This is a genomic window from Rhodococcus sp. NPDC077669 (assembly GCF_040686915.1).
Taxonomy (GTDB): domain Bacteria; phylum Actinomycetota; class Actinomycetes; order Mycobacteriales; family Mycobacteriaceae; genus Rhodococcoides; species Rhodococcoides fascians.
In genome coordinates this window covers 1-22631 of record NZ_JBFBMD010000017.1, presented here as the reverse complement: position 1 = coordinate 22631, position 22631 = coordinate 1, and the positions used below count along the sequence as shown (strand labels likewise).

Genomic DNA, 22631 nt, shown 5'->3' with positions numbered 1-22631 from the left:
GTTCTGACGACGGCCAATGGGGGATTCATGTTCATCGGCGGCATCGTGGCGTCCGATCGTTGAGTCGCGTGCGGTCGATCGCCAAGCGTGTAACTCACACGGTTTGCCGTGACGAAGGTATTGCCGTCTGCAGCTTTGCGCTTCGGCGGGGCAGCTCTCACCCTCACCCCCGGCGAAAATCGGCCAGCCTCGGCGACGCTCAGCTTGCCTGACCCACACCGACCGCCGACAACGGTAATGCCTTGGGTGCAGGTCACAGTTCGTTGCCGGTCGAGGATAACTTCTGCGCACGGAACAGGACGCGCAAAAATGACGACGTCCAATCTCATCATCGTACCGACCGTTTAAAACGGGAAGATAAGCTCGGCATAGTCGCGCGGCTGACTCCACAGCCTTTCGTAAAATCCTAGCAATTCGTCGACCAGCGGGTCGATGTCCGGTGATCGATAGACCATCCGAGCTGGCTTCCAGCTCCACGACTTCTCGTTAACGGAATCATAGCTGTAGATGTCCCACACGATTACGACGGCGTGCACACGAGATGTGTTGCGCAGGAAGGACTCGATTGCCTCCTCTGCTTCGGCCTGAAAGGCAGGGTTGCTGGCCCACGCTTGCGGCACCTTGATAAAGATGGAGCCGATTCCGTTCGCCGGGAGTTGTCTGCGTGCGCCCCGAATTGTGTTAAGCAAGCCCCCTCTCGTGTAGGGGCCGTCGTCGTGTTTGGTCTTGGCCTCGATCGACCACTTCTTGTGAGGTGGACGGAGCCAGACGTCGATATCGTAATCGTCTCCCTTGACGTTGCGTTCTCCTCGCAGGTCGATCAGCACCGGAAGAGCAAGCAAAGACTGGACTACGTCGGCCTCGAAGGCTGCGCCCTCCAGGTCTCGCCGTAACAGATTGGCACGCAGCCGGCCATAGAAATTCTCGTCCTCGAACGCAAAAAGTCTGCGAGCGAGCTCCCGCAGTCGTAGGTAGTGCTGAGACAACTCGGGTATTCGAAGGTCGCTATCCCTGCGGAGATACTCGGCTCCCTTGCCGGGCTTCTCATCGGCGTGAAACTCCGCGTTTGCCGTCACCCAGTCGCTTCCGAGATGCGCCTCGATTATGAACATGAACAGGTGTATTTCCTGGGTAAACCTAGATCTGCCGGGCATTGCCTCCTCTACGACGCGCCGAAGCCGTTCTACCTCCAGCCAGCGCTGGTTCCACCGCTGCAAATCGTCCGCTTGCTCATCCAGCGTCTTCCGACGCGGTAGTGGGCGGTCCGCATCCTTGCCAATCATGCTTCGCCCCCGTATTCGGCATTACGACGCTAGGTTGCAGACTCCGAAGTTGCTCGGTTGTGCTTCAGAACACTTTAGCTTGACGTCAGTCAATCCGGCGCTTGTTTACTGTGACTCGCAGGGAGATCGGAAACGCCGCCGAATGTGTCGGTACCCAATGCTTCGATGGCGGTATGTCACGACTCGACGAGGGGTTCCCGCCTCCCACGGCCTGTGTGCAGTGGTGTCAGCACCGCAGCTACGACCTGCATGTCCTCGACGACGGCGTGGAGGTGGACCTGGATTGGTGGAACGGCCACCTCGACAGGGCTGGGCACGATCTGCGACTGTACGGCCGCAATCTCGACGGCGAAATCGTCGAATACGGCGGTGCCACTGTGCAGCGGAACGATCTACGGATCGGCACCGATCTGGCTGTAGGCGAACACGATTCGCTCGGCCTACTGTTCCTCTGCGCAGCGTGGCAGGGCAGCCATCGACACCGCAGAGCGATGCGACGATTCCCGGATGTCATGAATCCGCACCTGAACCGTCCCGACGAGAACCCCGTCGCCAAGACCCTCGCTGTACTCGACAGCTGCGTCCGCAACCGCGCAGTGCCCGACCACCCGAACTCGACCTGGTCCGGATGGCCCGATGCACCCGGCGTCGGAATGTCCCTGATGGCCACGTTCCTGTGGGCGGTGAAGGCGTCGGTCTACGGCGGCCTGGCGCAGCTGATCGATCAATACGGAGTCTCGACCCTCATCCACGAAGGGTGGCTCGAAGACCCGTCGGTCGCCGGATTCACCCGTCGCCGCTACGACCGCTACGTCGAACTCATCACGGCATGGGCCACCGACATCGGCACCAGCCCCGAGCTCGTCGAAATGTGGCTCGTGCAGCGCTGGAGCGCCCGACTGAACGAAGCACGACACGGCCGCTACACCGCACCCACGTTGTTCTGAATCAGCCTGCGATTCATAGTGATACGAGCATGGAACTTTTCGCAGTACGGCGACCGATGCCACACATCATGGCACCAACAGCACACCCAAGCCGGGGATCAGAGCGTTCGACGCATCGGGATTCTCGCGGTCGTGGGTCACCGTTACGAACACCGGACCCGCACCCGTTCGAGCTGTCACCTCGGTCGGCAGGCGATAGGCCTGCGAACCACCCTGATTGGCCGGCTGAGTCCGATCGATCTCGTCATTCCAGTGGCGCAGCCCCGCAGAACCCACCTCACCGGTAGCCAGATTGCGCCAGTTGACCGTCAGGTGCCGGTAAGCGAACTGGTAGTAGTACGGCCGGATGTCGGCGGCCGAGAACCGCACCTCACCCGGCTTCTCCCCGACCACCGCGCGAATCGGAATGGTCTGGATCAGTCCGCCGGGAACGCCCGCGGGGACGAATTCCGGCCCGGTGACGACAGGCACCTGCAGTACCGACTCTTGCGGCGCAGCGGTTGCAGTTCCGGCACCTACGCCGAAGGCCAGGGGGACGGACAGCGCCAGGGCGGCGACTCCGCATCGGATCGATGTCCTCATCGAGTTGCCTTTCGTAGGTGCGATCACGGCACGTAGATCAAGCCTTTGCCCGGGATCAGCGTGTCGGCGTACGGCTCGCCGTCGTAGTAATCGCGGTAGTGAGTCACGGTGATCTCGACCCACCCACTCCCCGTGGGCAGGGCTACTTCGCGCGGGTACTGCTCACTGTGTAGCGGCGGCAGGTCGTTGGGCGGGCCCGGGTTGGGGTTGTCCTGCCAGTGCCGCAGGCCCGCGCTTCCGCGAAAGCCGATGTCCCAGTTTCGCCAAGTCACACCGAGACTTCGGTACGGATACTGGTCTGCATACGGCGCGATATTCGCCGCGGACAACAGCAGAACACCCGGCTCGGTACCGACCGTGGCCTTCATCGGAATGGTCTGGAACAGCCCACCGGGCACTGCGCCCGGTGCGATCTGGAAACCGGTGACCACCGGAATCTGGAGCAGCGTGGTCTGCGGCGCTGCCGCAGCCGTTCCTGCGCCGATTCCAAGAATCAAGGGAACGGTCAGTGCGATCGATACAACCGCTCGCCGCAACGTCTTTCGCATACAGCACGCCTTCCGATACGTCGCACAATGGAATACCGGGTTCGCTTGCGACACCGGACCGAGCACTCGCGGTCGAACCTGGAACATCGAGCGCTTCTGGGTTCGTTTCCCGACCCACCCTCGCAGAAATCACGACAAAAGGACCACTCGTATATCGATTCGTGACGGGGTCGTGACACGAAAGACGTTAACAGACCACTTGGCCCGTTCGATTCTCTGATCAGAGGTGATGCACTGTGCAGACGCCGGTGAGGACGAACAAAATGAATCGAGTCCGCAGAGTCGTGGCTACCTGCGCACTGATCGCCGCTACCGGTTTCGCAGCCATCGCCTGCGGATCCGAGGAACCCACAGGAACCGCGTCACCGCCCACCACCAGTGCAGCCGCAGCTCCGTCGGCCAATGGCTACACCGACTCCGACGGCGGCAGTGGCTCCGAGCCCACCGCTGAGCTCACCACCGACGTCGCCCCGGTGCCGGCCATACCCGTCGAGCAAGGCGTCCCTGCTGTGCCACCTGCCCCGAACCGCGACGACGTCAACGTCGATGCCCGCGATTACGAACAACCCGGCGGTCAGTACTTCTTCCAGTCCCCCAGCGAAAACGTGTTCTGCGGCTTCAACTCATCCAACGCACCCGGAACCATCGTGGGCTGCCAGGTCCGCTACTCGGTGCCGGGAAACACCGGACGCGAGTGCGCCAACGCCGCGAACAACACCTACGGGGTGAAGATTAACCAGGACGACACCGTCGAACAGATCTGCACCAACCAGGGCATCTTCGTCGGAGATCCGAGCAACGGAGAGCCTCGAGTACTCGAGTACGGCCAGGTCATCGGAGTGACCGGCACCTTCTGCCGCTCCACCGAGGGCGGCATTGCCTGCTACAGCGGCGACCACGGCTTCGTGATCTCCCGCGACGTCAACATCGCGTTCTGAGAACGGCTCTCACGCGAGCTGGTTCCGACGGGGCTCGGTGACGAAGTCGTCGAGATCCGCTCGCCGCGTCATTTCCCAGTAGTCGACAATGCGCCATGGCAACGTCGAGACCACGCGCCCGGCGTCGTTGCGGTACCAGTTGTCCATGCCGCCGTGCGACCAGATCATCTTCGCGTGCGCCTCGTCGTGCTTGCGGACGTACTCCGTCTCCACGTCCGCCTTGCACTCGATGGCTCCGATTCGCTTGTCCACCATGTCGATCAACACATCGACGATGTAGCGCACCTGGCATTCGGCGATCGTGATGTAACTGCCCCCGTGGCCCAGTACCGTGCCTGGACCGCAGGTGATGAAGAAGTTCGGGAAGTCGGGAACAGTAATGCCGAGATACGCGTGCGCATCCTCCGGGCCCCAGATATCGCGTATGGACTCACCCGATCGTCCGCGCACATCGATCGGCGTCAACAGCTTATGCGTCTCGAAGCCCGTCGCGAGGATCACCACATCGACCTCGGTCGCCATACCATTCTGCGCGACAACCGAGTTGGCGGTGATGGACGAGACTGCGTCCGCGATGAGGGTGACGTTGTCGCGCTTGAGTGCGGCGTACCAGCCGTTGTCGAGGAGCATCCGCTTGCCGAAGGGCGGGTAGTCGGGCAACGACTTCTCGATGAGGTCCGGTCGGCCCTCGAGCTCGGCTTCGATGTAGCGGGTGAACACCCGTCGATGGGCGTCGTTCATCGGGTTGATCGAGCGCTGCGGATGCTCCCACTCGGGATCGACCTGCAGCGAGCTGTGCACACGATCGTTGAAGTTCCAGGCCAGCCGCGTTCGGTACCACAGCCTGTAGAGCGGAACGACGTCCATGAGGTAGTTGGCGTCGTCGCCCATCTCGGTGAAATACACGTCACTCGACGAGACCCATTGCGGTGAACGCTGGAACACCGTCGCATGCCCCACCGTCGACGCGATGGCCGGCAGCACCTGCATGGCACTGGCCCCGGTTCCGACGATGGCGACCCGCTTGCCGGTCAGATCCAGATCGGCCGGCCAGTTGGCGGTGTGGAAGATCGGTCCGTCGAACGATTCGAGCCCGGGAATGTGGGGAACCTTCGGCCGATTGAGCTGACCAGTAGCGGTGATCACCACGTCGGCAGTCAGCGTGTCGCCGTCGACCGTGGTGACGGTCCAGCCCTGCCGCTGCGCGTCGTACTCGGCGGTCGCCACCTCGGTGTCGAAGCGAATGCGTTGCCGCAGATCATGTTCGGAGGCGACATCGCTGAGGTACTGCCACACCTCGTCGCGCTTGCCGAAGTGTGTGCTCCACGCGCGCGGCGCGAAGGAGTAGGAGTACAGGTGACTGGGGGTGTCGACGCCGGCTCCGGGGTAGGTGTTCTCGAACCAGCCACCACCCACGTCGGAGTTCTTCTCGAGCACCGTGTGACTGATGCCCGCCTCGTGCAACTTGATGGACGCGAGCATTCCCGAGACGCCGGCACCGATCACGATGACCGCCATATCGTTCGGTGCGGCCACCGGAGTGTCCGCGGCGGTGAAGCCCATGTCCTCGGCGACCATGACGCCGAACTCGGGTGGAACCTGCTCACCGACAGCCACGCTGATCATCTCGACGAGGTGCTCCGAGTCGGGTGCGGGCACCGCCATGGGCGTGCCCTCGTGGAACGCGCAGATCGCGTCGAGCGCAGCGGCGCGAATGTGGTCGGCCACGGCGTCGTCGAACCCGCCCGTGTCGTTGTTGTCCATACCCCGACTACGGGTGGGGCGATACGGATCGGTGAGCCACGTGCGATCGCCGGTCAACTGATAGAGCACCGCCACCAGTGTGGGCAGATTGGCCGCAGTGAGAGCCCGCGAGAGCCGATCCCGATCTACCTCACCCACGGTCTCCGCTGCCGTTGCTGCATCTGTGGACACCGGTTACCTCCTATTGCGTGCTGCTCTATCCGACTCCGATAGCTCAACTAACCACGGTTAGGCAATTTCGCGCAAGGGATTCGCGGTCTCGATATTCACAGCATTTCAGCCCTTGACAATGTGGCCCACGCCACACAATGCTTCAGGGCACTACCTAACAGCGGACAGGCGAAGGGAAACACCCATGGAACTCACCGAGGCGATGCGCACCACCGGCACCTGCAGGCGGTACCTCAGCGATCCTGTTCCCGACGAGGTGTTCAAAGCCGCGTTCGACGTCGCGCGCTTCGGCCCGCAGGGCGGCAACCGTCAGCCCGTGCGGTGGATCGTCGTGCGCGACGCCGCCCGCAAGCAGGCTCTCGCCGATCTGTACCTCCCGATGTGGGACGCCTACTTCGCCGGCATCACCGGCGGAACCGTCGCCGTCGGCGCACTGCCCAAGACCGTGCAGGACGCCGACTACTTCGCCCGCCACCTCCACGAGGTGCCCGCCATCGTGGTGGTCTGCGCCGCGCTGGACGGACTGCACCCCACCGATCACGAACTCGGCCGACTCTCCGTCGTCGGCGGCGCGTCCATCTACCCCACCGTGCAGAACCTGTGCCTGAGTCTGCGCGATCAGGGCGTCGCGACCGCGGTGACGACGTTGCTGTGCCACGAGGAGCCCGCCATTCGTGAACTGCTCGGCATCCCGGACGACTACATCACCGCCGCGCACATCGCCGTCGGCTATCCGGAGAAGTCGTTCCCGCGCAAGCTCACCCGTGATCCGGTAGAGCAAATCGTTGCGGCAGAGACGTTCTCGCAGCCGATGTTCGACTCTGCTGCGCTCTCGCCTGCACTGTAAAACCACAGAATCTGAAGGAGTCCGCCGTGCCCGGTACCGCCATTCACCACCGCTCCCCCATCGGCCGCGCCACCATCGGCGATCAGCTGCGTCGCCATGCGCGGACTCAGCCGAACAAGGTCGCGTTCATCAGCTACGCGGCGGACGGCACCCGAGAAGTCACCACCTACGGCGAACTCGATTCGCGCGCAAACCAGTTCGCCAACCTGCTGGTCGATCTCGGGGTGACAACGGGTGACCGCGTCGCATCGATGGCTCGCAACAGCGTCGACGTGGTGGTGGCGTACTACGGAACCCTAAAGGCCGGTGCGGCCTTCACCGGCATCAACGTGATGTATCGCGCCGCCGAGGTGAAGCACCAACTCGAACACGCGGAACCGACTGTGGTGGTAGCTGATCGGGCCTACGCCGAGATCATCTCCTCGGTGAAGCCCGACACCACCACCCTGGTGACCTTCGGTACCGAATACGCCGCACTGACGGCGAACACCCCGTCCACCGAGCCGGACGTCGAGATGGACGAAAACGACGTCGCGATGGTCATCTACACCTCGGGAACCGAAGCAGCTCCCAAGGGCGTCATGATCCCGCACCGAAACTTCCTCATCTCCACCGCGCCCGCGTGGAGTTGGGGCATGCGGACGGGACCGGAGGACACCTGGCTGTTCGTCATGCCGTTCCACACCATCGCCGGACTCGGCTCGATGACAACCCTCACTCTGATGGGAGCCACCCTCGTACTGCCCGCGACGGTCGACCCGGCTCAGTCGCTGCGCATCGTCGCCGCCGAGAAGATCTCCGTCATCGCGCAGACTCCCACGTTCTATCTGGCCCTGGCCCGTGACGAGCAGTTCGGCCCGGAGGCAGTGAGCCAGGTGAGGCGCTGCCTCACCTACGGTGGCCAGGTGTCACCGCACACGATCAGCGCCTGGGCCGCCGCGGCACCCGAGGCCATTTGGGGCACCTACTGGGGACAGTCCGAACTCTCGCAACTCGGCTCGGTCGGCTGGTTCTCGACCCTCGACGATATTCCCGACGGCGACGCGTCGTGGATCGGCAAGCCCGTCACGCACCTCGAGATCAAGGTCGTCGACCCCGCGGGCAACGAGAGCGAGATCGGTGAATTGATCTGTCGCACTCCGTCGGTGATGCTCGGCTACTTCAAGGACCCCGAGCGCACCACCGAGGTGTTCCGCGACGGCTGGGTACACACCGGCGACATGGTGCGCATCGACACCGACGGCAACCTGTTCTTCTACGATCGGATGAAGGACATGATCAAGTCGGGAGGGATGAACGTGTCGTCGCAGGAAGTAGAACGCACTATCCACACGCACCCGGATGTGCTGCGCGCCGCCGTCGTCGGGGTGCCCGACCCGTATTGGTCCGAGGCCGTGACCGCCTTCGTCATCGCCCGCGACGGGGTGACCGCCGACCCGGCCGCGATCATCGAATACTGCCGCACCGAGTTGGCGTCGTACAAGGCACCGAAGTCGGTACACGTCGTGGCCGAACTGCCCGTCGACCCGCAGGGCAAAATCCTCAAGCGTGAACTGCGACTGTTGGCGGCGGTCGAGGAGACCGTATGACGCAGCCGGCCGATGTGAGTCCACTGCCTCGCCAGGCTCGGACGCAACAACGACGTGACGACATCGTCGCCAATGCCGCGAATATCTTTGCGCGTGAGGGCTACTCGAATGTGGGGATGCGCGATATCGCCGACGCCGTGGGTATCAAGGGTGCCAGTCTCTACCACCACTTCCCGTCCAAGGAAGACATCCTCTTCGCGATCTGTCTGACGGTCACGCAGGAGCCGGCCGAGGAGAACCTGCCGCTGCTCGATGCGGCCGGAACCCCCACCGAACGCATGTCGTCTCTGGTGCGTGCGCACCTGGTGCACCTGAATCGGCGACGGGTGGAGTACATCGTCGGCCTGCACGAGCTGGCCTCGCTCACCCCCGAGCACCGCACTGTTGTCGAGGACTATCGCCGTCAGTACCAACGACGCGTCCGCGACGTGATCACCGCGGGGATGCGCAGCGGCGAATTCACCGTTCCTGATGCGCGGCTGGCGTCGTTCGCGCTGACCGACATGCTCAACGGCATCAGCAACTGGTTCCACGACGGCGGCGAGCTGAGCATCGAGGATGTCGCCGACAACTATGTCGAATTGGCCGTTCATCGCGTTCTGGGGGCATCACATGGCAATTGACGGTCACTGCGACCCCAAGTTCTCGGCGGTGCGTGACGCGCTCGCCGCCAACCTCGACAGCGGAGCCGAACTCGGCGCGTCGATCGTGGTCGACATCGACGGCCATACCGCTGTCGACCTCTGGGGTGGCTACCGCCACACCGAGCGCAGCCTGCCGTGGGAGTCGGACACCATCACCAACGTGTGGTCGACGACAAAGATGGTGACGTGCCTGGCGGCACTGATGCTGATCGACCGCGGAGTGCTCGATCCCGATGCGCCGGTCGCGACATACTGGCCCGAGTTCGCGGCCGCAGGCAAGCAGGACATCGCAGTTCGGAACCTGTTGTCGCACACGTCCGGGGTCTCCGGCTGGGACAGGCCGTTCAGCGAAGAGGACCTCTACGACTGGGAACTCTCGACCTCATGTCTGGCTGAGCAGGCCCCATGGTGGGATTCGCGAACCACATCGGGGTATCACGCGGCCAGTCAGGGCCACCTGATCGGCGAAGTCGTCCGCCGCGTCACCGGAAAGCCGTTGCGGCAGTTCGTCGCCGACGAGATTGCCGGTCCTCTTGGAGCCGACTTCCAGATCGGTGCCGCCGATAGCGACTGGGCCCGGATCGCCGATGTGGTTCCGCCGCCCCCGCCGACCGATGATGCCGTGCCCGATCCGACGATGGTGCGTCGCAAGACGTTCCTCGGACCGTTGGTGAAGGCCTCGTCCGCGAACACCGCGGCGTGGCGTGCCGCGGACATGGGCGCGGTGAACGGGCACGGAAATGCACGATCAGTCGCGAGAATCCTGTCGGTCATCTCCCGCGGCGGAACCGTGGACGGCGTACAGCTGCTCAGCCCGGAGACGATAGACACGATCTTCGAGGAGCAGTCCAACGGAATCGATCTGGCCCTGGGCATTCCGTTGCGCTTCGGCCTGGGTTTTGCCCTCCCACAGCACGAATCGATTCCCTACATCCCCGACGGCAAGATCTGCTTCTGGGGAGGCTGGGGCGGATCACTCACCGTCCTGCACCCGGAGTCGAAGCTGACCATCTCGTACGTGATGAACCGAATGGGGCCCGGAATCATCGGCTCGGACCGCGCGGAGCAGTACGTCCGGGCGGTGTACGCCGGAATCTGCTGACAGTGCGTATCACCGACTCCGAGCGGCCGAGGACCGGCTACGGCGCGAGCAAAGCCAACGGAATCACCGCGATACCGTCCTGTCGGCGGTAAGCGTGAGGACCTGTCGTCACTACGATCGCGTCCCTCATTCGACTGCCCACTGCGCTCCGAAGCCACTTCAGATGTCGGACATCGTGGTCCGTGATATCGGGCGAGACTTTCACCTCGATGCCGATGAACGATCCATCGCCTTGCTCGACGATCAGATCCACCGTGGCAGTCCTGCCACGGAAATGAAACAGCCTCGCCTCGTTCGCTTGCGCGTACACCTCGAGGCTTTGCGTTACGAACGACTCGAAAAGGTGCCCCAATCTGACGCCCGCCGAGCCGCCAGGCGTCAACAGGGACTCAGCTGTCACGCCGAGCAATCGAGCGCACAGGGCTGGGTCCACTAGATGGTGCTTAGGTGCCTTGGCCAGCTTCCCCAACGAATTATCCTGCGGCAACCATGCTTCTACGTCATGCAGCATGCGCAGGCGACTGAGCACATCGCGATAGTTGATCGATGTTTGACGGGTTGGCTTGTGGGTCGCACCCGGCGTTGCCGCATCCCTGATCGACTCCCAGGATGCTGTGGTCGATGTGGCTGCGGCGTATGCAGTCATCCAGGCACGAAGGGATTCCGGACGTCGAACCACGTGGCCTTGCTCCGGAAAGTCGTGTTCGATGATCGCGTGCAGGTAGCCGTCCAAAGCTGCGCGATTCGCGCGACCGGCGAGACGACGGATGCCAGGGAAGCCGGAAACCAGCACTTCTTCGATGTAATCGCCGAGCACGGTCTCGGTCGAACCCGAAATAGTCACCTGCCGGGGAGACAGCAAGTCCTTCAGGGATACAGCCGAATCCGACGGCCGACGTTCGGCGAAGCTCAGAGGCCACATTCGTACACGGACAATTCGGCCTGCACCGGAGTGGACGACAGCGTCGGAAGGCGGCGCGCTTCCCGTCAGCAGAAATTGCCCACCCGACGCATCGTTGTCCACGGCTCTGCGAACCAGATCCCATGACGGCGGGAATCGTTGCCATTCATCGATAAGCATGGGGCGCGCCGATCTCGCGAGCAGATCTGGGTCCGCAGAAATCAGCTGCCGATCCACCGCGTTGTCGAGTTCGAGAACCGACTTCGCACGGCGGGTGGCGGTGGCGGTCTTGCCTACGCCCTTCGCACCGTCGAGGTTGATCGCGGCTAGGTGAGGGAGGAGGTCGTCGAGCTCCTCGTCCACGATTCGCGGGACGTACATGGCACTGGACACGCAGCCATCATGCAGATTTGCCCTCGTCTATCATCCATTTTTCACACCATCTACTGGACAGATTTCCCAATTGCGCAGACCCGGCGGGTTCGATCCCACGTGCTCTAGCGCGCGGGAACCGTGATTCCTCGTGCGTCGAGGATGGGGCGTACTCCCTCGGCGAAGTGGTACGCCTCCTCGAGGTGTGGGTAGCCCGACAGGATGAACTCGTCGAATCCGGCGTCGTGATACTCGCCGATCAGGTTGGCAACTTCCTCGTGCGAACCGACCAGCGCGGTACCGGCACCGCCGCGGACCAGGCCGACTCCGGCCCACAGGTTCGGGTAGATCTCGAGGGAATCCTTGCTGCCGCCGTGCAATGCGGCCATCCGACGCTGTCCCTCGGACTGCGAGGACGAGTGCAGCGCGTGTGCCGCAGACACCTGCTCCTCGGGAAGCTCGTCGAGCAGCTTTTGTGCGACGGCCCAGGCCTCTTCGGAGGTGTCGCGGCTGATGGTGTGCAAGCGAATGCCATAGGTGAGCTTGCGGCCCTCGGCGTCCGCGAGCGCCTGCACTTTCTCGATCTTGGCGCGGGCGTCGGCCGGCGGCTCGCCCCACGTCAGATACGTCTGGACGTGCTTGGCCGCGACGGCGAGTGCGGGATCGGAGGAACCGCCGAACCAGAACTCGGGCAACGGGTCCGGGGCCTCCGACACGCGTGCATCTGCGACCTTGAAGAATTCGCCTTCGTGGTCGACCGACGTCTCCGTCCAGATCCGATGCACCAATCCGAGAAATTCGTCGGTGCGGGCGTAGCGCCGATCGTGGTCGATCCAATCACCGAACCGACGCTGCTCGACGTCGTCGCCCCCGGTGACAATGTTGAACAGCACCCGACCTTCCGAGAACCGCTGCAACGTCGCTGCCTGTTGCGCCGCCAACGTGGGCGGCGTGAGGCCGGGACGGAAGGCGACGAGGAACTTCAGCCGTCGGGTGCTTTGCAGTAGAGCCGCCGTGGTCAGCCAGGCGTCCTCGCACCACGTTCCCGTCGGAGTCAGCACCCCCTCGTAGCCGAGTCGGTCCGCGGCCTGAGCCACCTCCGTGAGGTACCGCAGCGACGGACGACGGAAGCCGGCAGGTTCGACGATGTTGGCCGACGCGTGAGATGCACCGACGATGGAGCGGCCGTCGCCTGCGGTGGGGAGGAACCAGAAAATGCGTGCGGTCACGAGTGAACTCCTACGACGTGGTGGGTGATCAGTTGGCGGAGGCGGTCGCGGCGGCGATGGCGTCGTTGTAACGCGTGTCGACGAAGTCCTCGAACGTGTTGCCGCCAGGGATGCTTCCGCTCTCGACGAATACATCGAAGAGCGTCTGCTCGGATTCGATCACGTTGTCGTCCAGAGCAATTGCTGGTCGCTGGCTTCGCCCCTGCGCCAATTCACCCGCGGCCGGGTCGATGCCGACGGCCGTGGAGTATGCCGCCGCCCACTCTCCCGGATTCTTCTCGGCCCAGGCCGAGGCCTTGGCCAGACGAACCACGAAGTCCTGCAGCGCGGTGTTCTTCGCGGGATCGTCCAGAGCCTGCTGCGAGGCAATACCGAAGCCATAACCGTTGGCCACACCCTCGGCAGTGGTCAGCGTCTTCGAGCCGTTCTGCACCTGCGCGATCGCGGTGAACGGATCCCAGATCGCCCAGGCATCGACCTCGCCCGAGGTGAATGCCGTCAGCGCATCGGCAGGCTGAAGGAACACCAGCTGAACGTCGTCGGTGGTCAAGCCGGCCTTCTGCAACTGCAGCAGCACGTGGCCGTGCGCCGAACTTCCCTTGCCCACCGCGATCTTCTTACCGCGCAGGTCGGCGAACGACGCCAGAGTCGAATCCGGTGGCACGAGAATCTGATCCCCGCTCGCATCGTTGGTGTAGGCGGAGACGACCTTGATGCGTGCATTGGCTGCAACCCCGAAGACGGGAGGCGTGTTGCCTGTGACCGCGAAGTCGATCTGTCCGGCCGTTGCGGCCTCCACCTGAGGCGGGCCGGAAGTGAAGGTGGAGAACGCAACATCGTAGGGAGCGGAGTCCAGCTCACCCGACGCGCGCAGCAGGGCTTCGGTGCCACCCTTCTGGTCGCCGACGTCGAGGGTGACTGTGGCCAGCTGATCGTTCGAGACGAGCGCGGGGGCTTCGGTGGCGGTGGTGTCGCTGCCACGCGAGACGCAGCCGGTGAGTCCGACGACCGTCATGGACAGGGCAGCGAGCACACCGAGTGCGCGCACAGAACGAGGACGAGCGTGTGACGACATGCGTGAAAGATCCTTGTCAGGTGCCGAATTGGACGGTCAGTGAACTCCGAGAGCTCCGAGCAGATGGGTGCGAAGGCGGGAAAAGCCCGGCGTTCCGCGATCGTGGGGGCGAGGCAGATCGACGGTGACAGTGTCCGAGACTGCCCCGTTCTCGAGCACCACAACCCGATCGGCCAGCGCGATCGCCTCGTCGACATCGTGCGTGACCAGGAGGATGCCGAAGCGGTGCCGTCCCCACAGGTCGAGCAGAAGTGACTGCATGGTCAGTCGGGTCAGTGCGTCGAGCGCGCCGAACGGTTCGTCGAGGAGCAGCAGTTCGGGCTCCCCCACCAACGCCCGCGCCAGCGCAGCGCGCTGAGCTTGCCCACCGGACAATGTGAGTGGCCATGCGTCTCGCTTCTCGGCCAGCCCCACCTCGTCGAGAGTCGCGTCCGCAGCAGTCAATGCTTCGTTGCCGGTGACGCCTGCGGTGTTCAGACCGTAGGAGACGTTCTGGCGAACCGACCGCCACGGGAACAGTCGTGGTTCCTGGAACGCGACTGCAGGATGTCCGGCGACGTGCCGCTCCCCCGTGTGGTCGGTCGACAGTCCGGCCAGGACACGCAGGATGGTCGACTTACCGGAGCCGGATCGTCCGACCAGCGAGACGATTTCGCCGCGCTCGATGGACAGGTCGACACCCTTCAACACGTGACTGGATCCGTAGAACTTGTCGATGCCGTGCAGGGTGGCGACGGAAGTCGTCGTAGTCATGCCTCACGCATCCAATCGGTAACGGAGGGCTCGTTTTTCGAGGATTCGTACGATTCCGTCGGTGCCGATTCCCATCAGCGCGTAGACGACGAGCCCGAAGATGATGGTGTCGACCCGTAGGAAGTCCCGCGCGTTGTTGATGATGTAGCCGAGCCCCGATTCGGCGTTGATCTGCTCGGCCACGATCAACGAGAGCCACGCAATGGCCAACGACTGCCGAAGTCCCACCAGCAATTGGGGCGCGATGCTCGGCAGAATGATCGTTGTGAATCGTTGTCGCCACGAGAAACCGAGGACAACTGCGGTGTCGAGAAAGTCGCGATCGATCTGGCGGATGGCCGAGAACGTGTTGAGGTACAACGGAAATGCGACTCCGAGAGCGACGAGCAGAATCTTGGGAGCCTCGCCGATCCCGAACCACAGGATGAACAGTGGGATCAATCCGAGGTGTGGGAGTGCGCGCAGCATCTGCAACGGCGGGTCGACGGTTGCTTCGGCGAGCTTCGACAGTCCGACGAGCGCCCCGAGTGCCACCCCGATCAGGCCGCCCAGCAGGAGTCCTTGAACCACTCGCGTTCCGGAAATAGCCAGAGCGTCGGCCAATTCACCGTTGCGCAGCAATTCCAGACCCGCGTCGAAGATCAGGGACGGTGCGGGGAGAACACGTTCGGAGAGAACTCCGGCAGCACTGGCGATCTGCCAGAGAACGAGTAGGACGATCGGCGACAAGGCGCGCAGGACGGTCCATCGGTATCGCTGCCACAGTGGAGTTTTCGCTGAGACAGGCACCGGGTCGACCTTCGGTACGACGCTGTGCCGCGTGTCCACAGGTCCCGCGGGAGCGGCGTACGACGTCACGACCATGTTCACGTGCCTTCCACTTGATGACGATCAGCTTCGACTCACCACCCTCCGTTACGAGAGGGGTCCGGGGCCAGGGTTCGAATCAGCGTGAATTTAGGTCGGGCAGAATCGGACATATGACAGTCGAGCCCATCCACACCGAGCGCCTGACCCTTCGTCTGTACGAACCAGACGACGCAAACAGAGTTCTTGCGTACTACAGCGATCCCGAGGTGTGCCGCTATCTCCTCCACGAAACGTGGACCCATGCCGACGCCGTTGCGGCGGTGGGTAAGCGGATGAAGCGATCCGGATTGCACACCCAGGCGCTCGCGATGGTCGTCGAACACGAGGGGACCGTGGTGGGCAACGTCGAAGCATGGCTCGTTGACGGTTCGCCGGCACTCGTCGAACTCGGCTGGACGTTCTCACCGTCCGTGGCCGGTCGTGGTTACGCGACCGAGGCGGTCGATGCGTTGATCGAGCACGTGTTCTCACTGCCCCAGATCCACCGGGTCAGCGCACAGATGGACGGACGCAACGAAGCGTCGGCCCGGTTGGCCGCCCGGGTCGGGATGCGTCAGGAAGCGCACTTCCGCCAGAACTGGTGGTGCAAGGGCGAGTGGACCGACACGCTCGTCTACGCACTGCTGCGCGAGGATCGCTGACGCACATCATGCGACGTTCACCTCCGCGTCGGTTCCTAGACACCGGCCGGTGACCGCGGTGCGACAGTCTCGGAAAACTTCACTTTCCGAACTTATGGGAGTTTCACGAATGGCATCGCGTCGCAGAGCTGCTCTACTGGGCACGCTCGCTTTGATCTCGATCGTCTCCACGTCGATGGGCGGCGTCGCCACTGCCGCCCCGGCACGGACGGCGTCGCCGTTGTGTCAGGTTGCGGACCTGCTCCCCAGTGGATCGTCCTCGGGCCTCGGCTACCAATGTGCCGAAGCGGGTGAGCTTCTCGATCTCCCGATCGGTGATGTGCGCGCGACGCAACCCTCACTCGGATACGACGAGGTGTACTACAAACTCGGTCGCTACACGCTCGGCAAAGACGAGATCAACAAGAAGTTCGACGACTGGTGCGAGGCCAACGGCCAGGAGGAGGCCGCCTCGGCGCTACCCGATGCGCGCCTGGACAATCCGTCGTCGTTCACCTGCACCGTGCCCGTCGGCCAGGAAACGCCCGACACGATCGCGCCCATGAAGACGGTTGTCATCGGACCGGGCGGCGTGCCCTATCTGACCGACGGACACCACACTCTGACGTCGTTCTACGAAACGGCCGACGGTGGACCGAATCTGCATCTTCGTCTGCGAGTGGTCGCGAATCTCAGCGACCTGAGCCCTGCCGACTTCTGGGCTCGGATGAAGGCCGAGAAGTGGGTGTGGAACTACGACGTCGACGGCAACGAGGTACCGGTGGAACAGCTTCCGTCCGGAGTCGGTCTTGCGATGTTCCAGAACGACAAGTATCGGAGCCTGATGTACTTCGCTCGCGACATCGGCTTCACCCCCGGCACCATCCCCTTCCAGGAATTCTATTGGGGTGCATGGGTTCGCGACTCCGGAGCGGTGGACATCAGCGGTTGGGACAGCAACAACCTGGCGAGCTACCTCAGCACGGTCGACGCGGTCTCGCGCGCTCAGGTCGCGGCCCCGAAGGACGCTGTGATCGACAGTGACCGTACCGCAGCGGAACTCGGCGCACTGGCTTCCTGGAACGACGGCAAGGCTGCTGGTAAGGGCGAGTTCGGGAAACTCTCGGCACCGTACGCGAGCGACAAGCCCGGCAAACTGGCGTATGCCTTGCAGTACAAGTCGGGACTGCCGCGCTAACTCCGCGTCGCGGTAGGTCCACGTCATGTCGCCGGGCTGGCGTCGGGCATTGCATACGTGATCGACCAGGTCCAGTTCGTGGCGTCCGGTACCGTCTCGCGTCATGAACCTGAAGCTGTGTGTGCTGCTGTGGGCGGCGGACGGACAAGCAGACGCGCTCACTCGTTACGAGGACACGGTGCAGGACCTGATTCCGAAGTACGGCGGCGAAGTAGTGAGCAGAGTCCGCCGAGTCGACACCGGCGACGGACCACTCGAGGTGCAGGTCATCCACCTACCGGATGATTGGGCCTTGCAGGCCTACATGAAGGACCCCGAGCGGCTTGCGCTCGCCGACGTCCATCGGCGGGCCGTGGCGAGAACCGAAATCATCCACGTGGAGACGCTCGTCTGATGGCTGCGCCGGGCCGATGCGCCTACCAGCGATCGACGTGCAGAACCGTCTCGATCGGATCCCGCGGAGCAACCTTGAACGTCTCCCCCGTGTAGTAGGCAGTCGGAATCAGTGCACCCTGATGGAAGCCTTCGGGGATACCGAGCAGTTCGGAAATCTCGGCTTCCTTCGCGAGATGAATTGTCGTCCACGCTGTTCCGAGACCACGTGCCCGTGCAGCCAGGGCGTAGTTCCACACCGCAGGCAGCAGCGAGCCCCACAAACCGGCCTGGTTGCCGGCCGGAAGCGTCTTGCCGGCCTTGATGCACGGAATCAGCAGGACGGGAACTTCACCCATGTGCTCGCCGAGCCAACCGGCACTGTCGCCGACGCGCTTCTGAACCGATGCGCGTTCGGGATCGTCCGCGAACAAGGCCGACGCGGATAGCTTCGATGCCTGGTACTCGGCGAACAGTTCGCCGTAGATCGCACCGATGCGGGCACGGAGATCAGGATCGGTGACGACGATCCACTGCCACCCCTGCTTGTTCGAGCCTGATGGGGCCTGCAGTGCGATCTCGAGACATTCCTTGATCAGCTCCATCGGCACCGGCCGCGTCAGGTCCAGACGCTTACGCACAGTACGCGTGGTGGTCAGCAGCTCGTCGGGAGTCAGATCAACGATCGGGAAAGAAGTCACCCTTCGATCATGCACCATTCGGCCTCTGCAGGGCCCGGTCGGTCAATTCTTCGTTCGCAGCGTCCCAGCGCGCCGCCATGGACATGCCTCCATGCCCGTCGCCCTCATCGATGACGAGTGTCGACCCGGGCCAACGTCGGTGTAGATGCCACGGAGTGACAGCTGGTCCCGAGATGTCTTTTCGGCCGTGGATCAGGACGCCCGGAACATCTCGCAGACCGTCGGCACGATCGAGCAAGGGTGGATCGCAGAACCCGTCGTGCGACCAGTAGTGCGCGGTCAGCCGCACGAAGGCGAGTCGGAACCGGTCGTCGTCCCACCGCGGATTGCGCCGCACGCCATCGGTACCGATCGAGATGTGCACGTCCTCCCACAGTGCCCACTCGCGAGATGCGTTGTCCCGCAGCTGTAAATCGGCCGAATTGAACAGGCGGTCGTACGCGTCGACTATACGGCCCTCACCGCGTCGATAGCCAACGCCGGCCTGCTCGGCGAAGGTGGCGAACCGATCCCACGCCTCAGGGAAGACCGCACCGACGCCCTCGGTGATCCAATCGACCTCCGCGCGGCTGGTCGTCGTCACCGACACGAGCACCATGCCGAGAACCCTCGTCGGATGCGCGAGAGCGTAGGCAAGAGCAAGAGTGGATCCCCAGGACGCGCCGTTGACGATCCACGCCTCGACGCCGAGGTGCACACGGAGGGCTTCGATATCGGCGATCTGATGCGTAGTGGTGTTGGTAGCCAACGACGTCGAGGGATCCGACGCGTGCGGGGTCGACCGTCCGCACCCGCGCTGCTCGAATCCGATCGCGCGAACACGGGACAGGTCGAAGTGGCGACGAAACTGACTGGAGTTCAGGGTCCCGCCCGGTCCGCCGTGCAAGTAGACCGCCGGGACGCCGTCGGACGGACCCCATTGCTCCCAGTAGATCCGCTGACCGTCCGCGACATCCAGCATTCCGTGCTGTGTCGGCTCGTTCTCCGGTGTCATAGCGCCATCACATCATTCGAGAGGCAGCATCTGTCGGATCACTGCCCACGCTGACGCGTCGACCCATGAGGGGTTGGACTGCTGCGGCGACCGGAACACCTCGAGCATCGACAGTTCCGTAACGGCCTGTAGATCCGACGCGAGGATCGGCTCATCGAACAGCGTGATGTTCGTCGACACCTTCCACTGCGGGCCGGGGACCGGAGTGCCGGTCAACCGACCCGCACCCCAGATCCCGCGTCGCGGATGGCTACTGACCCAGAACAACACCGGCTGCCCAGGTGCCATCAGACGAGTTCGATAGTTGTCGGCGACGCACCAATTCTCGTGCGCACGTCCGGCTTCGACCATCGGTGCGAGGTCGGTCTTGTGCGGATTGCACTTGATCACCCATGCGCCGAGCGTCTGGTCCGTTATCGCCCGTGCCGTCACACTTGTAATCCTAATGACGAACTACGCCACCGCGTCGTTGCCCTGCGCAGCCGAGACCACCAGATTGCTCGCTGTGAGCCCGTTTCCGTTCTTGACCGCGTCGATCCACTGGTCGGTCGTCGCCACCGCTGCGAAATTGGACTGGTAAAGCACCATCAGCGCCTTGTGGAGTTGTTCGGCTGAGACTGTCCCCGCCTCGTTCGAGAGGTTGATCGCGCCGGTGGCGTCGGAAAGGATTTCGACGGTCAGGTCCAGTGCTTCGGCGTCGGCGCTGGTGGCGAGATCGCAGTTGTTGGTCATGTATCCGACGATCGTGACGGTGTCGACGTTGTTGCTCTGCAACCACTTCGCGACGTCGGTTCCGGCGAAGACGCTGCTGTACTGCTTCTCGACCCGCTCGAAGGACGGCTGCACGACGGCCTGAATGTCGGGATGAAGCTCGTACGTTGGGGTTCCCTTGACGAAAGCAGGCGAGCCCTCGGGCATCTCGTGCTGCACGATGGCCACCGGAACATCTTGCGCCACAGCCGCTTCGATGGTACGAACGATGTTGGCCAACGACTCGTCGCGAGGCGGGTACTGAATCTTCAGAACTCCCTCGAAGTATTCCTGCTGTACATCGATGACGATGAGGGCTCTACGCGGTGCAGTCATGAACGTTCTCCTTCAAGTGGCGTACTCGGTCAATACCCATACTTCGGCACCGACCTTGCGTTCACGAGTGGCACGGATGCATACTTTCGATGAAATTGCGCCAATTCGTCGATCGGAGATTCATGCGCATCGCGCTGTACGTGTTCGACGGCATCACCATGTTCCACCTCGCCGCGCCGTTGATGGTGTTCGGCGAGGTGACGCGCCTCGGGCTGGCCCCCGACTGGGAGACGCGGGTGTGGTCCGACAAACCGGGGTCGATCCGCACCGAGGAGGGCTTCCCCGTCGGCGAGATCGAAGGTCCCGACATCGCCGATTGGGCCGACATCGTCATCGTGACGTCGTGGCCGGAGTCGTTGCCACACATCGGCGCTCACCTGTCCACCGCTCTTCGAGGCGCTCACAGACGGGGAGCCCAGATCGCGGGACTGTGTCTGGGGTCGTTCGCCGTCGCCGACACCGGACTGCTCGCCGGACGCCCTGCCGTCACCCATTGGTCCAAGATGACCGAACTGCGCGACCGCAATTCGCAAAGCGGCCTCGACGAGTCCGTGCTCTACATCGACCACGACGACGTCATGACCTCCGCGGGCACGGCGTCGTCGATAGATGCCTGCCTGCACATCGTCCGCAAACACCTCGGCGCGGCAGCAGCAACGCGAGTGGCGCGCAGTCTGGTGGTCGCACCCCATCGCGACGGCGGTCAGGCGCAATACATCGAACGGCCGGTGATCGAGGCATCCGAGGACTCCGCGATCGCCGACGTCCAGAGTTGGGCGCTGGAACGACTGTCCGAGCCACTACCGATCGAGCGGCTCGCCGAGCGGGCACGTATGAGCCGGCGTAGCTTCATCCGGCAATTTCAGTATGCGACGGGAACCACGCCCGCGCGCTGGGTACTCGACCAGCGGCTCGACGCCGCCCGCAGCCAACTCGAAACGACCGGCCACAGCATCGAGACCATAGCTGCCTCGTGCGGATTCGGCAGCGCCGTCACCCTGCGTCAGAACTTCCACTCGGCGTTCGCCGTCACGCCGACGGCCTATCGGAAGCAGTTCGCGGTCGGTTGTGCAACCACGGACACCGCCGACAGGCGAGGATGAGCAACGTGATCCTGTGGATAGTTGCCGGAGTCGAGCTCGCCGCCATTATCGCGCTCGGTGTGGTTCTCATCGTGTCTCGACGAAAGTTGAAGCACACGCGCCGAGCACTCGACCGCGCTCTCGAATCGCAGCAACGCCGTAAGCGACGTGGTCTGGTGCCCTTCGCGATCAGAACCGCGTTCCACACCACGGACCTACTCATCAACAAGGGATTCGGCGCGACCGTCCGCAACTCCGTCGAAGACCTCGCGGGCTGGGCGAAGGTCGAACGCCCCGACCTGGCACGCATGACCGCCGACGGCGACATCGTGGTCATGTTCTCCGACATCGAAGGGTCCACCGCCCGCAACGAGGAACTGGGCGACCGCGGTTGGGTGAAACTGCTCGAGAAGCACAACAAGCTGATCCGCAAACACGTCGAGGACCACGGCGGACATGTGGTCAAGAGCCAGGGCGACGGTTACATGATCGCCTTCTCCGACCCGGCCGAGGCCGTGCGCTGCGGAGTGGAAGTCCAAGAAGCCCTGCTGAAGAACCCAGATCGGTGGGACCGCATCCGCGTGCGCATGGGCGTGCACGTCGGCAGCTCGGTGCGCCGAGGCGACGACCTGTTCGGCCTCAACGTCGCCATGGCGGCAAGAGTGGCGAACCAAGCCGAGGGCGGAGAAATTCTTGTCAGCGAGCCGGTGCGTGACGCCATCGCCAGGGCGGACGGCCTGACTCTGGGGACGCCCCGCGACGTCGAACTCAAGGGAATGAGCGGAAGCTTTCAGTTGTATCCGGTGGCGCTGCCGGCACTTCCGAGTGCGGAGACCGGCCACGCGAGCGCATGAATGTCCCATTCACATGCACTGGACCCCGTGGGTTGGACCGGTTAATGGAAATCCTAGGCTGCGAGGGCCTGGGCTCGGTATTGCACCGGGCTCAGGCCGTCGAGTCGTA

24 protein-coding genes are annotated in these 22631 nt (G+C 63.5%); 11 read left to right on the top strand and 13 right to left on the bottom strand.

Annotation, left to right across the window (positions count from 1 at the left end):
- Positions 1 to 344: 344 nt before the first annotated feature.
- On the bottom strand, positions 345 to 1283 hold the full coding sequence (locus tag AB0P23_RS18245) for a hypothetical protein (RefSeq protein WP_283550880.1): 939 nt from the start codon (positions 1281 to 1283) through the stop codon (positions 345 to 347).
- Positions 1284 to 1456: 173 nt separating this feature from the next.
- Here AB0P23_RS18245 and AB0P23_RS18240 point away from each other — a divergent pair, with 173 nt between their 5' ends.
- Positions 1457 to 2230, top strand: coding sequence for a hypothetical protein (locus AB0P23_RS18240; protein WP_287454843.1), 774 nt, complete (start codon positions 1457 to 1459; stop codon positions 2228 to 2230).
- Between the two features lie 66 nt (positions 2231 to 2296).
- Here AB0P23_RS18240 and AB0P23_RS18235 read toward each other — a convergent pair whose 3' ends face one another.
- Together AB0P23_RS18235 and AB0P23_RS18230 are read right to left on the bottom strand one after the other, a co-directional pair.
- Complete coding sequence (locus tag AB0P23_RS18235; protein ID WP_283551119.1) at positions 2297 to 2812, bottom strand: hypothetical protein; 516 nt, start codon at positions 2810 to 2812, stop codon at positions 2297 to 2299.
- 23 nt (positions 2813 to 2835) lie between these two features.
- A complete protein-coding gene (locus tag AB0P23_RS18230; protein WP_283551120.1) occupies positions 2836 to 3360 on the bottom strand; it encodes a hypothetical protein in 525 nt (174 codons plus the stop codon).
- Positions 3361 to 3623: 263 nt separating this feature from the next.
- On the opposite strand from AB0P23_RS18230, the gene AB0P23_RS18225 reads away from it, so the two are divergent.
- A complete protein-coding gene (locus AB0P23_RS18225; protein ID WP_283551121.1) occupies positions 3624 to 4298 on the top strand; it encodes a hypothetical protein in 675 nt (224 codons plus the stop codon).
- 9 nt (positions 4299 to 4307) lie between these two features.
- On the opposite strand, the gene AB0P23_RS18220 is transcribed toward AB0P23_RS18225, so the two are convergent.
- Positions 4308 to 6233: an NAD(P)/FAD-dependent oxidoreductase gene (locus AB0P23_RS18220; protein ID WP_363798666.1), complete on the bottom strand. Its 1926-nt coding sequence runs from the start codon at positions 6231 to 6233 to the stop codon at positions 4308 to 4310.
- Between the two features lie 184 nt (positions 6234 to 6417).
- Between AB0P23_RS18220 and AB0P23_RS18215 the strand changes: the two genes are divergently transcribed.
- The 4 genes from AB0P23_RS18215 to AB0P23_RS18200 are packed head-to-tail and all read left to right on the top strand — an operon-like array spanning position 6418 to position 10415.
- Positions 6418 to 7080: a nitroreductase family protein gene (locus AB0P23_RS18215; protein WP_027497814.1), complete on the top strand. Its 663-nt coding sequence runs from the start codon at positions 6418 to 6420 to the stop codon at positions 7078 to 7080.
- A 26-nt stretch (positions 7081 to 7106) separates the two neighbouring features.
- Positions 7107 to 8669, top strand: coding sequence for a class I adenylate-forming enzyme family protein (locus AB0P23_RS18210; RefSeq protein ID WP_363798663.1), 1563 nt, complete (start codon positions 7107 to 7109; stop codon positions 8667 to 8669).
- Complete coding sequence (locus AB0P23_RS18205) at positions 8666 to 9292, top strand: TetR/AcrR family transcriptional regulator (protein WP_283551124.1); 627 nt, start codon at positions 8666 to 8668, stop codon at positions 9290 to 9292. Before AB0P23_RS18210 ends, AB0P23_RS18205 begins: the two co-directional genes overlap by 4 nt.
- A complete protein-coding gene (locus AB0P23_RS18200; RefSeq protein ID WP_283551125.1) occupies positions 9282 to 10415 on the top strand; it encodes a serine hydrolase domain-containing protein in 1134 nt (377 codons plus the stop codon). The genes AB0P23_RS18205 and AB0P23_RS18200 overlap by 11 nt, the downstream gene beginning before the upstream one ends.
- 37 nt (positions 10416 to 10452) lie before the next feature.
- Here AB0P23_RS18200 and AB0P23_RS18195 read toward each other — a convergent pair whose 3' ends face one another.
- From AB0P23_RS18195 to AB0P23_RS18175, 5 genes are all read right to left on the bottom strand, one after another.
- A complete protein-coding gene (locus AB0P23_RS18195) occupies positions 10453 to 11709 on the bottom strand; it encodes a DUF4143 domain-containing protein (protein ID WP_363798660.1) in 1257 nt (418 codons plus the stop codon).
- A 104-nt stretch (positions 11710 to 11813) separates the two neighbouring features.
- Positions 11814 to 12917, bottom strand: a complete 1104-nt coding sequence (locus tag AB0P23_RS18190) for an LLM class flavin-dependent oxidoreductase (protein WP_032384806.1) — start codon at positions 12915 to 12917, stop codon at positions 11814 to 11816.
- A 28-nt stretch (positions 12918 to 12945) separates the two neighbouring features.
- A complete protein-coding gene (locus AB0P23_RS18185) occupies positions 12946 to 13932 on the bottom strand; it encodes an ABC transporter substrate-binding protein (RefSeq protein WP_283551136.1) in 987 nt (328 codons plus the stop codon).
- 96 nt (positions 13933 to 14028) lie between these two features.
- Positions 14029 to 14745, bottom strand: a complete 717-nt coding sequence (locus tag AB0P23_RS18180; RefSeq protein ID WP_283551126.1) for an ABC transporter ATP-binding protein — start codon at positions 14743 to 14745, stop codon at positions 14029 to 14031.
- Between the two features lie 3 nt (positions 14746 to 14748).
- A complete protein-coding gene (locus AB0P23_RS18175) occupies positions 14749 to 15534 on the bottom strand; it encodes an ABC transporter permease (RefSeq protein WP_363798658.1) in 786 nt (261 codons plus the stop codon).
- A 191-nt stretch (positions 15535 to 15725) separates the two neighbouring features.
- Here AB0P23_RS18175 and AB0P23_RS18170 point away from each other — a divergent pair, with 191 nt between their 5' ends.
- The 3 genes from AB0P23_RS18170 to AB0P23_RS18160 all read left to right on the top strand — a co-directional run bounded on the left by AB0P23_RS18170 (position 15726) and on the right by AB0P23_RS18160 (position 17827).
- A complete protein-coding gene (locus AB0P23_RS18170; RefSeq protein WP_283551128.1) occupies positions 15726 to 16256 on the top strand; it encodes a GNAT family N-acetyltransferase in 531 nt (176 codons plus the stop codon).
- Positions 16257 to 16365: 109 nt separating this feature from the next.
- A complete protein-coding gene (locus tag AB0P23_RS18165; protein ID WP_283551129.1) occupies positions 16366 to 17433 on the top strand; it encodes a ParB/Srx family N-terminal domain-containing protein in 1068 nt (355 codons plus the stop codon).
- A 103-nt stretch (positions 17434 to 17536) separates the two neighbouring features.
- Entirely contained in the window at positions 17537 to 17827 is a 291-nt protein-coding gene (locus tag AB0P23_RS18160; protein WP_032399072.1) for a DUF1330 domain-containing protein, read from the top strand.
- 22 nt (positions 17828 to 17849) lie between these two features.
- Here the strand turns inward: AB0P23_RS18160 and AB0P23_RS18155 are convergent, their stop codons facing one another.
- From AB0P23_RS18155 to AB0P23_RS18140, 4 genes are read right to left on the bottom strand one after another with little or no spacing between them, the layout of a single operon-like run.
- Positions 17850 to 18506: a nitroreductase family protein gene (locus tag AB0P23_RS18155; protein WP_032399071.1), complete on the bottom strand. Its 657-nt coding sequence runs from the start codon at positions 18504 to 18506 to the stop codon at positions 17850 to 17852.
- A gap of 7 nt (positions 18507 to 18513) precedes the next feature.
- Positions 18514 to 19500, bottom strand: coding sequence for an alpha/beta fold hydrolase (locus AB0P23_RS18150; RefSeq protein WP_032399070.1), 987 nt, complete (start codon positions 19498 to 19500; stop codon positions 18514 to 18516).
- Positions 19501 to 19512: 12 nt separating this feature from the next.
- Complete coding sequence (locus AB0P23_RS18145) at positions 19513 to 19932, bottom strand: EVE domain-containing protein (RefSeq protein ID WP_230593327.1); 420 nt, start codon at positions 19930 to 19932, stop codon at positions 19513 to 19515.
- Positions 19933 to 19953: 21 nt separating this feature from the next.
- Complete coding sequence (locus tag AB0P23_RS18140; protein WP_363798653.1) at positions 19954 to 20586, bottom strand: isochorismatase family protein; 633 nt, start codon at positions 20584 to 20586, stop codon at positions 19954 to 19956.
- A gap of 122 nt (positions 20587 to 20708) precedes the next feature.
- On the opposite strand from AB0P23_RS18140, the gene AB0P23_RS18135 reads away from it, so the two are divergent.
- Together AB0P23_RS18135 and AB0P23_RS18130 are read left to right on the top strand one after the other, a co-directional pair.
- A complete protein-coding gene (locus tag AB0P23_RS18135; protein WP_283551132.1) occupies positions 20709 to 21689 on the top strand; it encodes a helix-turn-helix domain-containing protein in 981 nt (326 codons plus the stop codon).
- Positions 21686 to 22522 carry an adenylate/guanylate cyclase domain-containing protein gene (locus tag AB0P23_RS18130; RefSeq protein ID WP_283551133.1) on the top strand — a complete coding sequence of 279 codons (837 nt, stop codon included), beginning with the start codon at positions 21686 to 21688 and terminating at the stop codon, positions 22520 to 22522. Before AB0P23_RS18135 ends, AB0P23_RS18130 begins: the two co-directional genes overlap by 4 nt.
- Positions 22523 to 22631: the final 109 nt, after the last annotated feature.